Source organism: Bradyrhizobium sp. USDA 4541 (genome assembly GCF_024171085.1).
GTDB classification, from domain to species: Bacteria; Pseudomonadota; Alphaproteobacteria; order Rhizobiales; family Xanthobacteraceae; genus Bradyrhizobium; species Bradyrhizobium australafricanum.
Map to the genome: position 1 here is coordinate 477,035 of NZ_JALJZF010000001.1, position 16,813 is coordinate 493,847.

The following is a 16,813-nucleotide window of genomic DNA, read 5'->3' on the forward strand; positions in this document are numbered from 1 at the left end:
ATGCTGCGCATTGCCGCCACGGTGCTTGCGATCGCGCTGACATCGGCTCGGCCGGCGCCGGCGGACGATGGCAAGATCGTTGTCTTTGTCTGCCTGCACGGCGTGGTGAACAGCCAGATGGCGGCGGCCTATTTCAACAAGGCTGCCCAGGAGCGCGGATCGCGGATAAGGGCGGTCTCACGCGGCATCGACCTTTATCGGTCGGTGCCGGTCAAGGTGCAGGACGGCCTTGCACTCGATGGTCTGGAGGCGGCCAACACGCCGCAACAGCTGACCATCGACGACATGGCCGCGGCAGACCAGGTGGTGGCGTTCGATCAGATCCCCGCCGAGCGGCACGGACGGGCCGACGTGACCTACTGGTCCGGCATTCCCTTGGGTATCGATGATTATGAGTCGGCCCGGGATCAGATCGTCCGGCGCATCGACGCCCTTATTCCGACGCTGGCAGCGGCAACTGAACCGGCAGGAGACAAGACGCCCCTTCAGCTCGAAACGAAGATCCTGCTCGGCGATGTCCGCGGTCGGATTGATCACCTGGCGGTCGACCTGAAGCGGCAGCGACTGTTCGTGGCCGAGTTCGGCAATGACAGCGTCGGCGTCGTCGATCTGGCTGCGCGCAGTTTGCTTCGAACCATTACCGGATTGAGCGAACCCCAAGGCGTCGGCTATGAGCCGTCGACCGACACCCTCTACGTCGCCAACGCCCGCGACGGATCGGTGCAGCTGTACGAAGCCAACGAGTACAAGGCGGCCGGGCGAATCGAACTCGGCAGCGATGCCGACAATATCCGGGTCGACGCGGCGGCCAAGCGCGTCATCGTCGGCTATGGCGATGGTGGCCTGGCAGTCGTCGACCCATCCACCCGGACCAAGGTTCGGAGCCTACCTCTTTGGGCACATCCGGAAAGCTTCCAGCTTCAGCCCGATAGTGGGCGCATCTTTGTCAATCTGCCTGACGCGCGAGCCGTCGCGGTGGTGGACGTTGCTTCCGGGAAACAACTCACCAGCTGGCCGTTGGACAAGGGCGGTAATTTCGCGATGGCCATCGATCACGAACGAAGTCGCGTTCTCCTGGCGTATCGCAACCCAGCCGAGCTTGCAGCCTTTTCGACCGACGGCAAGGCGATTGCGGCCACCGGCACTTGCGGCGATGCCGACGACCTCTTTGTAGATGCAAAGCGCGGACGCATCTATGTGAGCTGCGGCGGTGGATATGTCGACGTTTTTGAGATTGATGGAGCGGCCTATCGACTGATCGCACGCTTGCCGACAGCGACGGGCGCGCGAACGTCGCTCTTTGTGCCGGAGATGGATCGTTTGTTTGTTGCGGTCCGCGCGGGACCCGCGGGACCGGCGGCAATCTGGGTGTTCAAGCCAATGCCTTGAGATCGACTTTGTGGGGAGACGGCGCATGTGCAAACGTAGCCGGGGCTTTCGCAGCTGCTCGATGGGCCTTGCGCCGAGCTTCATGGTCGCCTTGGGACTGACTGCGTGGTCTGCCCCCGCCTCGGCCTATCGCCCCTTCGATGGCACCGATGCCGCCGTTGCCAAGAAGGGGGAGATGGAGGTCGAGCTGCAGCCGGCGGGACGTTTGCGCGACGAGAGCGGAACAAGCCTGATCGCGCCGGCCTGGGTTCTCAACTACGGTCTGAGCGAGGATTGGGAAGCTGTCTTCGAAGGCCAGGGACAAACGTCGCTTTCTCCGTCCGGCCCAACCAGCCTGACCGCAGCCGGGGCGTTCCTCAAACACGTGGTCGTACCCGGTAGCCTGCAGGACAAGACCGGTCCGAGCATTGCGACCGAATTTGGCGTTCTTCTTCCTGACAGTACCGGCAATTCGGGCGTTGGCGTAAGCTTGGCCGGCATTGTCTCGCAGCGCTGGGATTGGGGCACCATTCACTTGAATGCCGAGACCGCCATCACCCGCGACCATCATGGCGACGTGTTCGTGGGTGCCATCGTCGAGGGGCCGATGACGTGGACGGTGCGCCCCGTCGCCGAGATATTCTACGAGAACGAGTTCGGCAAAGAGGAGACGTTCTCGGGGCTGGTCGGGCTGATCTATCGTGTGCGCGACGACCTCAGCTTCGACATCGCGGTTCGGCATGCGCTCACAGGTGGCCATCCGGTGAACGAGATACGTGCGGGTTTGACCTTCGGCTTTCCGCTTTCCTTCTTCGAAGGTCACGCCATGCGCCAGGCGCAGCCAATTCCGCCTCGATAGCTACTGGCGATCCCGGCTCTCTGGATGGGCGCGCCAGTCGCGGCCGACCGTTTGATGTTCGTCGGGGGTGGATGCCTGGCCGGTGTGGTCCTTCTCGCCGCCTTGAGCCTTCCAGTCGCGCCCGATCTTGACGTCCTCGGCGCGACTGCGATCCTGCTCGCGGGTTTGCTCCGACTGCTGAGGCGGCTGGGCCTGTTGGACAGGCGTGGACTGCGCTCTTGCATCGCTTCCGGCGAATGCGAAGGTCATTGCCACTACGGAGATGAACGCAACCGATGTAGAATTTTTCATGGTGTTGTCCCTTCCTCTTGCTCTGCACTAACGCTCCGTCATCGCCTTTGTTCGGAAACAACCGGGCTTTTGGCTGCACGTGGCGGTCGGAACCGGATGCTCTGCACGCGAACCGTGACGGTCAATATTTCGGCCGGTGCGAAGTGGCCCATTTGCGCGCGTGTTCGATCGGAACGCGCTCAACGGCCGCGCGAACTTTCTGCGTTGCGGGCAGATTGTCCATGCGTTCCCGCCAGCGGCAGAATGCCGGGAATTTCGGATACATCGACTGCCCTTCGGCGGTGAGGCTGAAGGCGAACGTGCTCGGCAGCAGATAGAAATCCGCAATCGAGAGCTCGCCCCCAAGCAAAAAATCCTTGCCGTGCGCAAGCTGGCGCTCGGCCACCGCAAGCCCGGTCTCGACCTTGGGTAGCGCGTGTGCCACGACCTTCTCGTCGGGGGCAATGCCGAGCTCCGGGAAAACCAGACGCTCATGCGTCACGTGATAGATCATGTAGGGGTAGTAATAGTTGTTAACAGCGCTGATCCACTGGTTCATGTGCGCCCGCGCCTTGATGTCTTTCGGCGTCAGCGACACGCCGCCAAAGGCTTCGTCGACATAAGCGACAATCGCACTCGTCTCGTAGACGGTGAGATCGCCGTGTTTCAGAATTGGGACACGGTTGAACGGGTGCAGCGCCAGGTGATCGGGCTTGCCCATGACCGGTTCAAGGTCGTGGAATTGGTAAGCTACGTCCTTGTGCGTCAGGATCAAGCGGACGATGTTGACAAAACTGCTGCGTGGGAAACCGTAGACGATCGGATCGGACATCCGTTTTCTCCTTTCTGATTTGGTCTCAGCGCCAGAACGGCTTGGAGGCCTCGCGCAGCGCCTGCTCGCGCGTCAAGCCGAGATCGCAAAGCAGATGCGGGTCATCGGCAATCGCGCGAAGCGCGATGCGCTGAAACGGCCGGTCAAGCAAGCTCCACCATACGGGGCGCGGAGCGCCAGGCGACCTTCCTGAGCTGAATTGATGAAGTGGTGTGGCCGGGTCGGCGGCGGGCACCGGCGGGATCGACCGAGATGTATCGGTTAAAAGGACGGACACGACAGGCTCCAAATCGCTTGAAATGCTTCACTGGAGCTGTTCAATAATAGTGCGGGGCGGTTTCCCGCAAAGCATCGTTTCTCGTGCCTGCCCTAATTTTTCTCATGAAGTTGTGCGATGCGCCCACGCCTGCCGCCGCTCAATGCCCTGAAGGCCTTCGAGGCGGCCGCGCGCCATGAGAGTTTTACGCGCGCGGCCGAAGAGCTTTGCGTCACGCAGGGCGCGGTCAGCCATCAAGTGAAAGCGCTGGAAGCGGAGCTCGCGATAAAGCTGTTTAACCGCGAGCGCCAGCGCCTGATCATCACCGAGGCCGGGCGCGACTATCTCGCTGTCGTGCGCGACGCGCTCGACCGCATCGCCATCGGCACCGAGCGGCTGTTGCAGCGGCAGAATACCGGTGTGCTGACCGTATCAACGTCACCGGACTTTGCCGCGAAATGGCTCGTGCACCGGCTCGGCCACTTTGTTGAGGCGCATAGCGGCATCGACCTGCGCGTCTCCGCCACGCTGCACCACGTCGACTTCGCGCGCGAGGAAGTGGATCTCGCGGTGCGCCATGGCGACGGCAACTGGCCGGGGCTTGACGCGGTGCGGCTGAGCCCGGAGCGGCTATTTGCGGTGTGCAGCCCAAAGCTGTTGTCCGGCAAGCGACGCCTCAACAACCCCGCTGACATCCTGAAATTTCCGCTGATCCATATGGACAGTCGCGCCGACTGGAAGAACTGGCTTCAGGATGCGGGACTTGACGATGCTGCCGCCACGCATGGCCCGGTCCTCAATCGCGCCAGCATGGTGATTGATGCCGCCATCAATGGGCAAGGCATTGCGCTCGCGCGCACCACGCTGGCGGCGTGGGACCTCATCAACGGCCATCTGGCGCGGCCGTTTCCGCAGTCGCTGCCGTTGTCGAAGACCTACTGGATCCTCTGCCCGAAGGCGACCGCAAGCCTGCCGAAGATCGTGACGTTTCGCGATTGGTTGCTCTCGGAGGCCGCAAGCGACCTGCGCCGGCTTAGAAAGCTCGGCGGAACCTCTCATCGATTGAAGTGAGGGCCGGCAGGCTTCCAAATACAGGGAACGGTCCTGCGGCCCTCGCGATTGTCGTGGGACGCACCACCCACCATGCATGGAGCCCGATCATTGCTGCAGCTGTACAGGTCGGCGACCTCCGATTGGCGGAGCATCGGCGCCGAAGTGCCACCCGAGGTCATCTGGATCGATCTGCTCGATCCCACGGAGGACGAAAAGCAGTTCGTCGAGCACGCGCTCGACATCCGCGTCCCGTCCGAGCGATCGTTGGGCGAGATCGAGGCGTCGAGCCGACTGATCACCGATCATGACCGGCTCTATCTGAGCTCGCCGGCGGTGCGGCTCGACGACAACAATGAAGCCGAGATCACCAATATCGGCTTCGTGATCGGCCCAAAGGTGCTGGTCACGGTGCGGTTCGCGCAGCTGACCACCTTCGACGACGTCATGAAGCGGATCGGCACCGACAAGAGCCTGCAAAACGGCATGTGCGTGTTCACCGCGCTGCTCGAGGCCATGATCGATCGCGGCGCCGACGTGCTGGAGCATCTCGGCGCCAAGACCGACAGGCTGTCGCGGGGCGTCTTCAAGGGCGGCCTGGTGCGGAGCAAGCGTCCGGTGCGCTCCAGCCGCAGGTTGCGCGAGGCGCTGGAGAACATCGGCGAGCTCGCCGATCGCCTGGCGAAGGCGCGCGACGTGCTGCTCGGCGTCGGCCGGGTCGCGGGCTTCGCCGATGACGTCGGCAATGAATGGATCACGTCGGCATCGAAGCGCCGGCTCGAGGCCGTCACCAAGGACGTCGCCTCGCTCGGCGACTACGAGACCCGGCTGTCGGACAAGATCCAGCTGCTGCTGGACGCCGTGCTCGGCTTCATCAACATCCAGCAGAACGACCTGTTCAAGATCCTGACCATCGTGTCGGTGGTCGGCGTTCCCCCGACCATCCTGGTCGGGGTCTGGGGTATGAATTTCAAGGAAATGCCGGAGCTGAGCTGGACCTTCGGCTATCCCTTGGCCTGGGCCGCGATCATCGCCAGCGGCATCCTGCCGGTGCTCTGGTTCAAGCGGCACGGCTGGTTCGATTAAAACAAGCGAAGTTGAAACGCCGCCGCGTTATCCGCGTTGAGAACCTGCCTGCGCGTCTATAAATCTGAAGCTGCCCCACCCGCCCCTGTGGCGCGGTCATCCCCCACCGAAGAGTTCAGCCTATGCGCCCCCACATCATCTGCCACATGGGCACGTCGATCGACGGCCGGCTTCATCCCAGCCGCTTCACCAAGGCCGCCGCCGGCATCCCGGCCGACGTGCTGCGCGGCCACTACGAACGGATCCATGACGGCTTCGATGCCGATGGATGGATCATCGGCCGCGTCACCATGAACGAGATGGCCAAGGGAGCCGAGCGGCATATCGCCAACCCACTGAGGCTGCCGCGCGAGGCGCATCTCGGCAACCGCAACGGCCGCAAGCTTGCTGTCGGCATCGATCCGTCGGGCCGCGTGCATTTCGGCAAGGACAATGTCGGCGGCGATCACGCCGTCGCGGTGCTCGGCGAACAGGTATCCGATGCGCATCTCGCCGAACTGCGCGAGGACGGTGCGTCCTACATCTTTGCAGGCACCAAGGGCGACGATCTGCCGGGCGCGATGGCGCAGCTGGCGTCGCTGTTCGGCGCCAGGACGCTGCTGCTCGAAGGCGGCGGCGGGATCAACGGCGCCTTCCTCAAGCATGGGCTGATCGACGAATTCAGCACATTGATCTTTCCGGCGGTCGACGGCGTCGCCGGCTCGCAAAGCATCGTCGACTATCACGGCCCCGACGGCGACCGCCCCGGCGCCGGACAATCGCTCCGGCTCACTCATTGCGAGACACTGGAAGGCGGCATGGTCTGGCTGCGTCACGCGGTGGAGCGCGCGCCGGATTAAGCGCGCCTATGGCTTGGGATTCTCCACCCAGCCGGTCCGGCATGCAGCAACGAAAAACGCGACGCCGCGCGCGACATGGGCGTCGATCTCGGGATCGAGCGCCTTCAGGTCGACCTCAAACAGCGCCCGGAGCAGCATCGGCACCGCGATGATGTCGAGGAACATCCGCGCCGTGGTCGGCAGGTGTTCGGGCGCGAAGGCCGGCAGCTTGCCGAGCTGGTCGGATTGCGTCAGGTCGCGCAGCAGGTGAATGCCGAGCTCGGTGCTGAGCGCGCGCGCCCTGCGGTTGACGTTGGCGGCGAGATCCGGGAAGCGGTGCGCTTCCGCGATGGCGAGCCGCATCAGGCCGATCCGGTCGGCATCGAAGCCCCAATGCAACAGGGTCGAGGCAACGCTGGTGAGGCGCTCCTCGATGGTCGCGCCGACCGGCGGATCGGCCTTGAACTCGGCGATGCGTGCTAGGATGTCCCGCGTCACCACTTCCGTGAACAGCGCCCGCTTGTCGCGGAAGCGCGCATAAATCGTCCGCTTGCCGGAGCGCGCGACTTCCGCGATCTCGTCGATGCTCGCGCCCTCGAACCCGCGCTGCAGGAAGACCTGGCGCGCGGCATCGAGAATCCGCGCATCAACCTCGCCGGCGAGTTCCTTCGGCGGCCGGCCGGCGCGCACCTCGACCGGCCTGGTTTTCGGTACGCGCGGCTTCTTCAGGGTGCTGGTGGTCATCGCATCGACCCGGGTTCGATGGGCCGGTCAGGCCGGCAATATTAGGCAATATAGCCTTATCACATCTGGTTGTAAATAGAACGATACAGTTCCGTTTCTATTGACGGCGCACCGCGGCGGGACTATTTGCCGCATAGAACGGAACGGTTCCGTTCCTTTTGCGAAGGCCTTGCAGACCTCGCCTGACAGCAGGAGCCGCCATCATGTTTGAAGACACTGTTTTGGAGCGCGACCAACCGGGGCATGAGGGTATCGAGGGGGCGTCCTCGGCTCCGGCCTCCCATGAGCCTGACCTGCCCGCGGTCACCGCGCGGGCTCCGGCGCAGGAGCATCCCGCGGGCAAGCAGCCCGCCCCGCCGGCAACAATCCCGCCCGAGGTCATCGGCAAGACAACACGGCGCAGCTTTCTCCGCCGCCGTCCGGTCGTCTCCGCGATCGGCGCCGTGCTGCTCGCCGCAGCGATCGGCGGCGGCTATCTCTACATGGACTACAGCGCGCATTTCGAATCCACCGACGACGCCTTCATCGCCGCGCGGCAGTCGGCGCTGGCGCCGAAGGTCTCCGGCTACATCACCGCCGTCCCGGTCACCGACAACCAGCATGTCGCGGCCGGCGACGTGATCGCCCGGCTCGACGACCGCGACTATCGCGTCGCGCTGGCGCAGGCCGAGGCGCAGGTCGCTGCCGCGCGCGCCAGCATCGAGAATGTCGATGCGCAGCTCGACGTGCAGCAGGCGCAGATTGCTGCCAACCAGGCGCAGGTCGACCAGGCGCAGGCGGCGCTGGTGTTCGCCCAGCAGCAGGCGACGCGCTACCAGCATCTGGAGCAATCCGGCTACGGCACCGTGCAGAATTCCGAGCAGTTCACCTCGCAGCTGCATCAGCAGCAGGCTGCGCTGTTGAGCGCGCAGGCGACGCTCAACCTCGCGCAGCGCCAGGTCGAGTCGCTGAAGGCGCAGCGCAAGAGCGCGGTCGCCAACCTCGCCCAGGCCGAGGCGCAACGCGACCAGGCCAAGCTCAATCTGTCCTATACGACGGTCACCGCCGCCCAGCCGGGCCGCGTCGTCAGCCTGTCGGCCGCGGTCGGCCAGTTCGCGCAGGCCGGCACCAACCTCACGATGTTCGTGCCCGACCAGACCTGGGTCACCGCGAACTTCAAGGAGATCCAGCTCGACAAGATGCGGCCGGGCGAGAAGGTGACGATGAAGATCGACGCCTATCCCGGACGCACCATCCAGGGCCATGTCGAGAGCGTGCAGCCGGGCTCCGGCACCGCATTCTCGCTGCTGCCGGCGCAGAACGCCACCGGCAACTACGTCAAGATCGTGCAGCGTGTGCCGGTGAAGATCGTGATGGACAACCCGCCGGCCGACGTCGCGCTCGGCCCGGGCATGTCCGTGGTGCCGACGGTGCGGATCAATCCCGCGCCGTCCCTGTTCGAGCGCCTTGAGAAGTCGAGCCTCGGGAGGCTGTGATGAGTGTCGCCGCCGTCGATGCCAAAGGCATTCCGGCTCCGAGCGTCACCGTCAATCCCTGGCTGATCGCCATCGTGGTCGCGCTCGCGAGCTTCATGGAGGTGCTCGACACCACCATCGCCAACGTCGCGCTGCCCTATATCGCCGGCGGCATGGGCGTGAGCGAGGACGAGGCCTCCTGGGTGGTCACCACCTATCTGGTGTCCAACGCCATCATCCTGACCGCCTCCGGCTTTCTCGCCCGCACGCTCGGGCGCAAGACCTTCTTCCTGATCTGCCTCGGCATCTTCACGGTCAGCTCGATCCTGTGCGGTTTTGCACCCAATCTGAACGCGCTGCTGCTGTTCCGTATCCTGCAGGGTCTCGGCGGCGGCGGCATGGTGCCGGTTGCGCAATCGATTCTCGCCGACACCTTCCCGCCGGCCAAGCGCGGGCAGGCGTTCGCGGTGTTCGGCATTGCCGTCGTGGTGGCGCCGGTGGTCGGGCCGACGCTCGGCGGCTGGCTGTCCGACAACCTCTCCTGGCACTGGTGCTTCCTGATCAACGCGCCGGTCGGTGTGTTCGCGATCGCGCTGATCGCGGCCGTGCTGCAGGAGCCCGCGACCGCGAAAGCCAAGGGAGCGCGGCCCCAGGACAACAGGTTCGACTTCATCGGCTTCGCGCTGGTCGCGACCTTCCTCGGCGCGCTCGAGGTGGTGCTCGATCGCGGCCTCGAGGACGACTGGTTCGCCTCGCCCTTCATCATCACCTTTGCAGTGTTCTGCGCTGCGGCGTTCGTACTGATGATCCCGTGGGAGATGACCCGGCGCAATCCGGTGATCGACCTGCGCATGGTCGCAACCCGGCAGTTCGGCGCCTGCTTCCTGGTGATGCTGGCGACCGGCGCCATCCTGCTCGCGACCACGCAATTCTTGCCGCAGCTGGTGCAGCAGGATTTCGGCTACACCGCGACCTGGGCCGGCCTCGTGCTCTCGCCCGGCGGCGTCGTCACCATGATGATGATGTTCGCGGTCGGCCGGCTCGCCACCAGGGTGCAGCCGAAATACCTGATCGTTGCCGGCGCGCTGGTGATCGCCGCCTCGATGTACAGCATGACCAACGTCTACGGCGATCTCGGCTTCTGGTTCATGGCGCGCTCACGCATGCTGATCGGCGTCGGCCTGCCACTGATCTTCGTGCCGATCATGGCGGCGTCCTATGACGGCATTCCCGCTGGGAAGACCGACCAGGCCTCCGCGCTGATCAACGCGGCGCGCAACACCGGCGGCTCGATCGGCGTCTCGATCGTGTCCAACGTGCTGACGCATCGCCAGCAATTCCACCAGAGCCGGCTGGTCGAGCAGGTGACGCCGTCGAGCCCGCAATACCAGGACACGCTGCACCAGGTCACCGACTTCTTCGTCGCCCAGGGCAGTTCGCTGGCGCAGGCGCACAGTCAGGCGATCCAGTGGATCGGACAGCAGGTGCAGACCCAGGCCTCGTTCCTGTCCTACATGGATGCGTTCTGGGTCCTGATGCTTATCTCGCTGTCGGCGATCCCGCTGGCGCTGACCTTGCGCAAGGTCAAGCTCGGCGGCCCCGCCCCCATGGGTCATTGATCCCGGCTCGGGCATGGATGCGTTACGGCAGAATGCAAGCGTGGCGCGGCCGCGCTATCGACCGGACAGGTTCGCGCGCCACGCGCGGGCCTTCGCCGTCGTCTCCTCGACGAAGCGCGTTTTGCCGTTGCGATAGGCCGCGATGTCCTCTCTTGAGGAGGCAGCAAGGGCCTGCTTGATCTCGGCGTAGGCATGGGACACCTCGGCGTGCGCGCGAAGATAGTCGCGAAACACCAGCAGCGTTTCCCAGCGCGGATTGGATGGCTCCATCAGATGCAGATGATGGGTCCACGGCCCCGGAGGGCCCTTGCGGAAGAACAACTCGCCGGGCAGCCACGCCGCGTATTCCGGTATGTAGTGGTAGCCGAGCGCCTCGATCGGCTCGATGCAGCATTCCCGCGCCTCCGCGAGGCCGGGGACACCGACCATCAGGTCGATGATCGGCTTCGACGGCAAGCCCTCAACCGCGGTGCTGCCGACATGCTCGATGGCCAGGGCCAGCGAGCCGAGCGCGTGCTCGATCCTCGCGCGCTCCGTCTCGAACATGGCTGGCCAGTTGGGGTCATAGTCCAGGACAACGATTGGCCCGGCGCCGTATTTCTCCATGGCACACCCTGATTGCTTGCCGCGAAGTCCCCTTCGCGGGTCAATCAAACCATGATGCGACTAGGTTCGACCAGAGGCGCGGCGCCGGTGGCCGCGCCACCACAGGCCGAAGGCGATCGTGACCGCAGCGGCCAGCGAGAACCAGGTGATGGCGTACTGCATGTGGTCGTCCTTGAGCCGCACCTTGAGCGGTCCGGGCTTCGGCGTGCCGCTGTCGGGCACCGGCGCCTCGAGGTCGATATAGAACGGCGCGACCTGTCCCCAGCCGAGCGCTTGCGCCATCGCGCGATGGTCGCGCACGAACCACAGCCGCTTCGAGATATCTTCCTTCGGCGTCAGCCGGCCCGGTGGCTCGGGAAAGCGGATATAGCCCGTGAGCTCAACCGGCGCGCCGGTGACGAGGCGGCCGACCACGCGATCCTCGAAGGCGCGATCCTGCATCGTGTTCTGGACAAAGCCGGTGTTGATCACGACTGTCTCGCCGCTGGCGAGCGTCGCCGGCAGCAACGCCCACGTGCCGGGACCCGAAATGTCGTCGCGCACGGCGGAGCCGGAGCTGAACACCATCGCGTCAGGCTGCTTCGCATAGGTCGCGGTCAGGGTCACGCGGCGGAATTCATCCTTGGCGGAGGTCAGCGTCGGCCATGCCGACGGCGGCGGCAGCGCCTCGGTCGGCGCGGCCAGCCGCGCCTCGAGCGCTGCGATCAGCGCGTGCTTCTCGACCCGGCGCTGCAATTGCCAGAAACCGAGGGCGATAAATACCGCGATCAGGATCAACGTGAAAATGCCGAAGCCGGCCGCGCTCGGCCGGCGCGTCGTCACATCATTCATTTCGGGTCGCGCTCGATCAATTGGCCTTCGGCGGCCTTGTGGTGGAATTGCAGCGCGATCAGAAGTGCCTTCATCGATCGTAGCGGCAGGATCGTGGTGACCAGGATCAACGGCAGCCACAGCGCGGCATGCACCCAGAACGGCGGCTGGTACTTCACCTCGACGATCAGCGCCGCCGCGACCACGATCGCGCCGGCCAGCATGATGACGAAAATCGCCGGCCCGTCGCCGGAATCGATGAAGGCGAAGTCGAGGCCGCAGGCCTGGCAGCGCGGCGCCAGCGTCAGGAAGCCGGAATAGAGCTTGCCCTTGCCGCAGCGCGGGCAGCGGCAGGCGATGCCGCGCAGTGCGCTCTCAGTGACGGTCGGCGGGGTATCGGTCATTTGGCTCCTTCCCCTCTCCCCTTGTGGGAGAGGGTGGCGAAATCGAGCGGAGCGAGATGTAGCCGGGTGAGGGGTCTGTCTCCGCGGATGGAGACCCCTCATCCGGCGCGGATTACATCCGCGCCACCTTCTCCCACAAGGGCAGAAGGGAAACAAAAAGGGGCGGCCATTCGGCCGCCCCTTTTTAGCACGTCGGCCGGCAATTAGTGTGCGCCGTGGGCCATCGTCTCGGCGCCATGGCCCCAGACGTAGATGCAGATGAACAGGAACAGCCAGACCACGTCGACGAAGTGCCAGTACCAGGCGGCAAACTCGAAGCCGAGGTGCTGCTTCGGCGTGAAGTGGCCGGCGTAGGCGCGGATCAGGCAGACCAGCAGGAAGATGGTGCCGACCAGCACGTGGAAGCCGTGGAACCCGGTCGCCATGAAGAAGGTCGCGCCATAGACGTTGCCGCCGAACGAGAACGTCGCATGGGCGTACTCATAGGCCTGCACGCAGGTGAAGAGAGCGCCGAGGATAACGGTAAGGATCAGGCCCTGCTTGAGGCCCTGGCGGTCGTTCTCGAGCAGCGCATGGTGCGCCCAGGTGACGGTGGTGCCGGAGGTCAGGAGCAGCAGCGTGTTGAGCAGCGGCAGATGCCAGGGATCGAAGGTCTCGATGCCGTGCGGCGGCCAGGTACCGGGAACGGAGCAGGCGCCCATCGCCGTGCCGGCGCCGCAGCCGAACACCGCATCGCGGGTGGCATGCACCGCGTCAGCCGGGAACAGCGCCGCATTGAAGAAGGCCCAGAACCAGGCGACGAAGAACATCACCTCGGAGGCGATGAACAGGATCATGCCGTAGCGGTGGCTGATCTGCACCACGCGGGTGTGGTCGCCCTTGTACTGGGCTTCCTTGATCACGTCGCCCCACCAGCTCGCCATCGTGTAGAGCACGCCGATGGTGCCGACGCCGAACACGATCGGGGCGGCGGAGAACATGTGGTGCATCCAGCCGATCGCGCCGAACGCCATGATGAAGGCCGAGATCGAGCCGACCACCGGCCATGGGCTCGGGTCGACGAGATGATAGTCGTGATGCTTGACTTGCGCCTCAGCCATTGCCGTCTCTCCATTCGCGTGCCGCAAGGCACGTCTTAAATCTTAAATTCCAAAACTAGCCGCCCTTGCGCTGTTCCGCCTCGCCCGCCGCCACGGGCTTCGGCGCGGCGTCGCGCACGGGGAAGAAGGTGTAGGACAGGGTGATCGTCTTCAGCGTGTCGTTCTCGCTGTCCTTGGCCAGCGCCGGATCGACATAGAACACCACGGCCATCTCGCGCTTTTCGCCCGGCGCCATGGTCTGTTCGGTGAAGCAGAAGCAGTTGATCTTCTGGAAATAGGCGCCGACCGTCAACGGCGCGACATTGTAGGACGCCTGGCCGGTGGTGGTGCGCGCCGACTGGTTGGTGACAGTGTAGTAGACCGTGACCACCTGGCCGATCTTGACGTCGATCGTGTTCTGCTCCGGCTCGAACTTCCAGGGCAGGCCCGGCGCGACGTTGGAATCGAAGCTGACCGAAATAGTGCGCTCGAGCGGCGCATCCGAAGGCACCGAGGTCGCGACCTGGGTGGTGCCGTTGAAGCCGGTGGTGCGGCAGAACCAGTTGTAGAACGGCACGGCTGCGTAGGACGCGCCGACCATCAGCACCACGACGAAGCCGCAGATCGAGGCAACCACGGCGTCGCGCGTCAGCGTGCGGCGCGTGACCTTGGCGCCCTCACCCTGCTGCGGTCCCTGGTTGGCCATCTCACTCACAGCGGCCGCACCAGCACGGCCGGCCCCTTGACGAGGGTGACGGCGAAGAACAGCACGACCAGGATGCCGAGCGCGAGCGCGATGGCGATCGAGCGCTGGCGGCGGCTCTTGAGCTGCGCCTCGGTGAGGACGATGCCTTCTGGTTCGCGTTTCTCGTCCATTGATATCCCATGCGCCCCCATCTCGCCCCCCGGCTCCCTATCCGATGAAGACAGGCGCAATCGCGCGGACCACGACCTCGGCGAGGAGGACGGCAAACAGCGCGAACAGATAGAGGATCGAGAAGGCAAACAGCCGGCGCGTGGCGCGGTTGGCAGCCGTACCCTCGCGGCGGCGATAGACTTCGATGGCCAGCCACAGCATGCCGGCGCCGAGCACCAGCGAGGTGACGCCGTAGATCGCGTCGAAATAGCCGAGCGGCCACGGCGCCAGCGCGATCGCGACCAGCACGATGGTGTAGAGCAGAATCTGCAGCCGGGTCGCGTCGGGACCGGCGACGACCGGCAGCATCGGGATGCCGGCGCGGGCATAGTCGTCGCTGCGGAACAGCGCCAGCGCCCAGAAGTGCGGCGGAGTCCAGAAGAAGATGATCAGGAACAGGAGGATCGGCTCGACCGAGAGCGATCCGGTCGCGGCGGCCCAAGCCACCACCGGTGGCAAGGCACCGGCGGCGCCGCCGATCACGATGTTCTGCGCGGTCCAGCGCTTCAGCCACATCGTGTAGACCACGGCATAGAAGAAGATGGTGAAGGCAAGCAGCGCACCCGCCACCCAGTTGACCAGAATGCCGAGTGTCATCACCGAGAAGAAGGCGAGCGTGATGCCGAACGCGGCCGCCTCGGTCTGCGTGATGCGGCCGCGCGGAATCGGCCGGTTGGCGGTGCGCGTCATCAGCGCGTCGACGTCGCCCTCATAGGCCATGTTGAGCGCGCCGGAGGCGCCGGCGCCAACCGCGATGCACAGGATCGAGGTGAATGCCAGCACCGGATGCACGTGCACCGGCGCGATCATCAGCCCGACCAGCGCGGTGAAGATCACCAGCGACATCACGCGCGGCTTCAACAGCGCGATGTAGTCGCCCACTTCGGCCTCGGAGATCCGGGGCAGCTCGATGGCGTTGTGATCGACAACCGACAAGATCAGGTCTCGCTTCTCTCAAAAGGCGCGGCGCACCCTTAAAGTGCGCCGCGTTGTCGTGGACTTACTGCACGCGGGGCAGCACTTCGAACTGGTGGAATGGCGGCGGCGAGGTCAGCGTCCACTCCAGCGTGGTCGCACCGGCGCCCCACGGATTGTTCGCGGCCTGCTCCTTGCGGACGAAGGCATCGATCACGCCGTAGATGAAGATCAGGACGCCGATGCCGGAGATGTACGAGCCCCAGGAGGAGATCAGGTTCCAGCCGGCGAACGCATCCGGATAGTCGACATAACGGCGCGGCATGCCCGACAGGCCGAGGAAGTGCTGCGGGAAGAACACCAGGTTGACGCCGACGAAGGTAAACCAGAAGTGCGCCTTGGCGATCCGCTCCGAGTACATGTAGCCGAACATCTTCGGGAACCAGTAGTACCAGCCGGCGAAGATGCCGAACACGGCGCCGAGCGACAGCACGTAGTGGAAGTGCGCCACCACGTAGTAGGTGTCCTGCAGCACGCGGTCGACGCCGGCATTGGCCAGCACGACGCCGGTGACGCCGCCGACGGTGAACAGGAAGATGAAGCCGATCGCCCAGATCATCGGCGCCTTGAACTCGATCGAGCCGCCCCACATCGTGGCGATCCACGAGAAGATCTTCACGCCGGTCGGCACCGCGATCACCATCGTGGCGGCGACGAAATAGGCCTGCGTCGCCGAGGACATGCCGACGGTGTACATGTGGTGCGCCCACACCACGAAGCCGATGCCGCCGATCGCCACCATGGCGTAGGCCATGCCGAGATAGCCGAACACGGGCTTGCGCGAGAAGGTGGAGACGATCTGGCTGATCATGCCGAAGGCGGGCAGGATCAGGATGTACACTTCGGGGTGACCGAAGAACCAGAACAGATGCTGGAACAGCACCGGGTCGCCGCCGCCGTCAGCCGCAAAGAAGGTGGTGCCGAAATTGCGGTCGGTCAGCAGCATGGTGATCGCACCGGCGAGCACCGGCAGCGACAGCAGCAGCAGGAACACGGTGACCAGGATCGACCACACGAACAGCGGCATCTTGTGCAGGGTCATGCCCGGCGCGCGCATGTTGAAGATCGTGGTGATGAAGTTGATGGCGCCGAGGATCGACGAGGCACCCGCGAGATGGAGCGAGAGAATCGCGAAATCGACCGCCGGTCCCGGATGGCCCGAGGTCGACAGTGGCGCATACATGGTCCAGCCCGCGCCGACGCCGTTGGCGCCCGGCTCACCCTCGACGAAGGTGGACATCACCAGCAGCGCGAACGAGGCCGGCAGCAGCCAGAACGAGATGTTGTTCATGCGCGGGAACGCCATGTCCGGCGCGCCGATCATCAGTGGCACCATCCAGTTGCCGAAGCCGCCGATCATCGCCGGCATGACCATGAAGAAGATCATGATCAGGCCGTGCGAGGTCACGAACACGTTATAGGTGTGCGTCTCGTGGAATATCTGGACGCCCGGATACATCAACTCGGCACGGATCGCGATCGACATCGCCGCGCCGATGATGCCCGCGATCACCGCAAAGATCAGGTACATCGTACCGATGTCCTTGTGGTTCGTGGAGTAGAGATAACGCCGCCATCCGGTCGGATGGTGGGCGTGATCGTCATGGGCGTGATCGTCGTGTGTCGCTGCGCCTGTCGCCATGTTCAAAATCCTGCCTTGCAGTCCC

Annotated in this window: 19 protein-coding genes; 7 read left to right on the forward strand and 12 right to left on the reverse strand. The window is 64.7% G+C overall.

Features of this window, described 5'->3' with window-relative positions; all coding sequences use genetic code 11:
- Together J2R80_RS02325 and J2R80_RS02330 are read left to right on the forward strand one after the other, a co-directional pair.
- On the forward strand, positions 1-1,389 hold the full coding sequence (locus J2R80_RS02325; RefSeq protein ID WP_076832324.1) for a hypothetical protein: 1,389 nt from the start codon (positions 1-3) through the stop codon (positions 1,387-1,389).
- Between the two features lie 25 nt (positions 1,390-1,414).
- Positions 1,415-2,227 carry a hypothetical protein gene (locus J2R80_RS02330; RefSeq protein ID WP_244558946.1) on the forward strand — a complete coding sequence of 271 codons (813 nt, stop codon included), beginning with the start codon at positions 1,415-1,417 and terminating at the stop codon, positions 2,225-2,227.
- Here the strand turns inward: J2R80_RS02330 and J2R80_RS02335 are convergent, their stop codons facing one another.
- The 3 genes from J2R80_RS02335 to J2R80_RS43220 all read right to left on the reverse strand — a co-directional run bounded on the left by J2R80_RS02335 (position 2,228) and on the right by J2R80_RS43220 (position 3,480).
- Complete coding sequence (locus J2R80_RS02335) at positions 2,228-2,518, reverse strand: hypothetical protein (protein WP_076832327.1); 291 nt, start codon at positions 2,516-2,518, stop codon at positions 2,228-2,230.
- Positions 2,519-2,639: 121 nt separating this feature from the next.
- Positions 2,640-3,329, reverse strand: coding sequence for a glutathione S-transferase family protein (locus J2R80_RS02340; protein WP_076832330.1), 690 nt, complete (start codon positions 3,327-3,329; stop codon positions 2,640-2,642).
- A gap of 25 nt (positions 3,330-3,354) precedes the next feature.
- A complete protein-coding gene (locus tag J2R80_RS43220) occupies positions 3,355-3,480 on the reverse strand; it encodes a hypothetical protein (RefSeq protein WP_256521239.1) in 126 nt (41 codons plus the stop codon).
- A gap of 243 nt (positions 3,481-3,723) precedes the next feature.
- Between J2R80_RS43220 and J2R80_RS02345 the strand changes: the two genes are divergently transcribed.
- The 3 genes from J2R80_RS02345 to J2R80_RS02355 all read left to right on the forward strand — a co-directional run bounded on the left by J2R80_RS02345 (position 3,724) and on the right by J2R80_RS02355 (position 6,560).
- On the forward strand, positions 3,724-4,656 hold the full coding sequence (locus tag J2R80_RS02345) for a transcriptional regulator GcvA (RefSeq protein ID WP_076832333.1): 933 nt from the start codon (positions 3,724-3,726) through the stop codon (positions 4,654-4,656).
- A gap of 90 nt (positions 4,657-4,746) precedes the next feature.
- A complete protein-coding gene (locus J2R80_RS02350; protein ID WP_076832335.1) occupies positions 4,747-5,721 on the forward strand; it encodes a magnesium transporter CorA family protein in 975 nt (324 codons plus the stop codon).
- A 122-nt stretch (positions 5,722-5,843) separates the two neighbouring features.
- On the forward strand, positions 5,844-6,560 hold the full coding sequence (locus J2R80_RS02355) for a dihydrofolate reductase family protein (RefSeq protein WP_063790063.1): 717 nt from the start codon (positions 5,844-5,846) through the stop codon (positions 6,558-6,560).
- Positions 6,561-6,566: 6 nt separating this feature from the next.
- On the opposite strand, the gene J2R80_RS02360 is transcribed toward J2R80_RS02355, so the two are convergent.
- Positions 6,567-7,283 carry a TetR/AcrR family transcriptional regulator gene (locus J2R80_RS02360; RefSeq protein WP_076832338.1) on the reverse strand — a complete coding sequence of 239 codons (717 nt, stop codon included), beginning with the start codon at positions 7,281-7,283 and terminating at the stop codon, positions 6,567-6,569.
- 203 nt (positions 7,284-7,486) lie between these two features.
- On the opposite strand from J2R80_RS02360, the gene J2R80_RS02365 reads away from it, so the two are divergent.
- Positions 7,487-8,758, forward strand: a complete 1,272-nt coding sequence (locus tag J2R80_RS02365) for a biotin/lipoyl-binding protein (protein ID WP_371852174.1) — start codon at positions 7,487-7,489, stop codon at positions 8,756-8,758.
- Entirely contained in the window at positions 8,758-10,356 is a 1,599-nt protein-coding gene (locus tag J2R80_RS02370) for a DHA2 family efflux MFS transporter permease subunit (protein ID WP_076832341.1), read from the forward strand. The genes J2R80_RS02365 and J2R80_RS02370 overlap by 1 nt, the downstream gene beginning before the upstream one ends.
- A 54-nt stretch (positions 10,357-10,410) precedes the next feature.
- On the opposite strand, the gene J2R80_RS02375 is transcribed toward J2R80_RS02370, so the two are convergent.
- From J2R80_RS02375 to ctaD, 8 genes are all read right to left on the reverse strand, one after another.
- Positions 10,411-10,962 (reverse strand): GrpB family protein, encoded by a 552-nt coding sequence (locus J2R80_RS02375; RefSeq protein ID WP_076832343.1) that lies wholly within the window; start codon positions 10,960-10,962, stop codon positions 10,411-10,413.
- A gap of 60 nt (positions 10,963-11,022) precedes the next feature.
- Positions 11,023-11,793, reverse strand: coding sequence for an SURF1 family protein (locus J2R80_RS02380; protein WP_076832346.1), 771 nt, complete (start codon positions 11,791-11,793; stop codon positions 11,023-11,025).
- Positions 11,790-12,176 (reverse strand): DUF983 domain-containing protein, encoded by a 387-nt coding sequence (locus tag J2R80_RS02385; protein WP_026191934.1) that lies wholly within the window; start codon positions 12,174-12,176, stop codon positions 11,790-11,792. Before J2R80_RS02385 ends, J2R80_RS02380 begins: the two co-directional genes overlap by 4 nt.
- Before the next feature lie 203 nt (positions 12,177-12,379).
- Positions 12,380-13,276, reverse strand: coding sequence for a cytochrome c oxidase subunit 3 (locus tag J2R80_RS02390; RefSeq protein ID WP_057016083.1), 897 nt, complete (start codon positions 13,274-13,276; stop codon positions 12,380-12,382).
- Between the two features lie 55 nt (positions 13,277-13,331).
- Complete coding sequence (locus J2R80_RS02395; RefSeq protein ID WP_076832349.1) at positions 13,332-13,961, reverse strand: cytochrome c oxidase assembly protein; 630 nt, start codon at positions 13,959-13,961, stop codon at positions 13,332-13,334.
- A 5-nt stretch (positions 13,962-13,966) separates the two neighbouring features.
- The gene (locus tag J2R80_RS02400) at positions 13,967-14,131 is read right to left on the reverse strand and encodes a hypothetical protein (protein ID WP_028334632.1); all 165 of its coding nucleotides are present in this window, start codon (positions 14,129-14,131) and stop codon (positions 13,967-13,969) included.
- Positions 14,132-14,168: 37 nt separating this feature from the next.
- A complete protein-coding gene (locus J2R80_RS02405; protein WP_028334631.1) occupies positions 14,169-15,107 on the reverse strand; it encodes a heme o synthase in 939 nt (312 codons plus the stop codon).
- A gap of 64 nt (positions 15,108-15,171) precedes the next feature.
- Entirely contained in the window at positions 15,172-16,788 is a 1,617-nt protein-coding gene (gene ctaD / locus J2R80_RS02410) for a cytochrome c oxidase subunit I (protein ID WP_057016079.1), read from the reverse strand.
- Positions 16,789-16,813 lie beyond the last annotated feature (25 nt).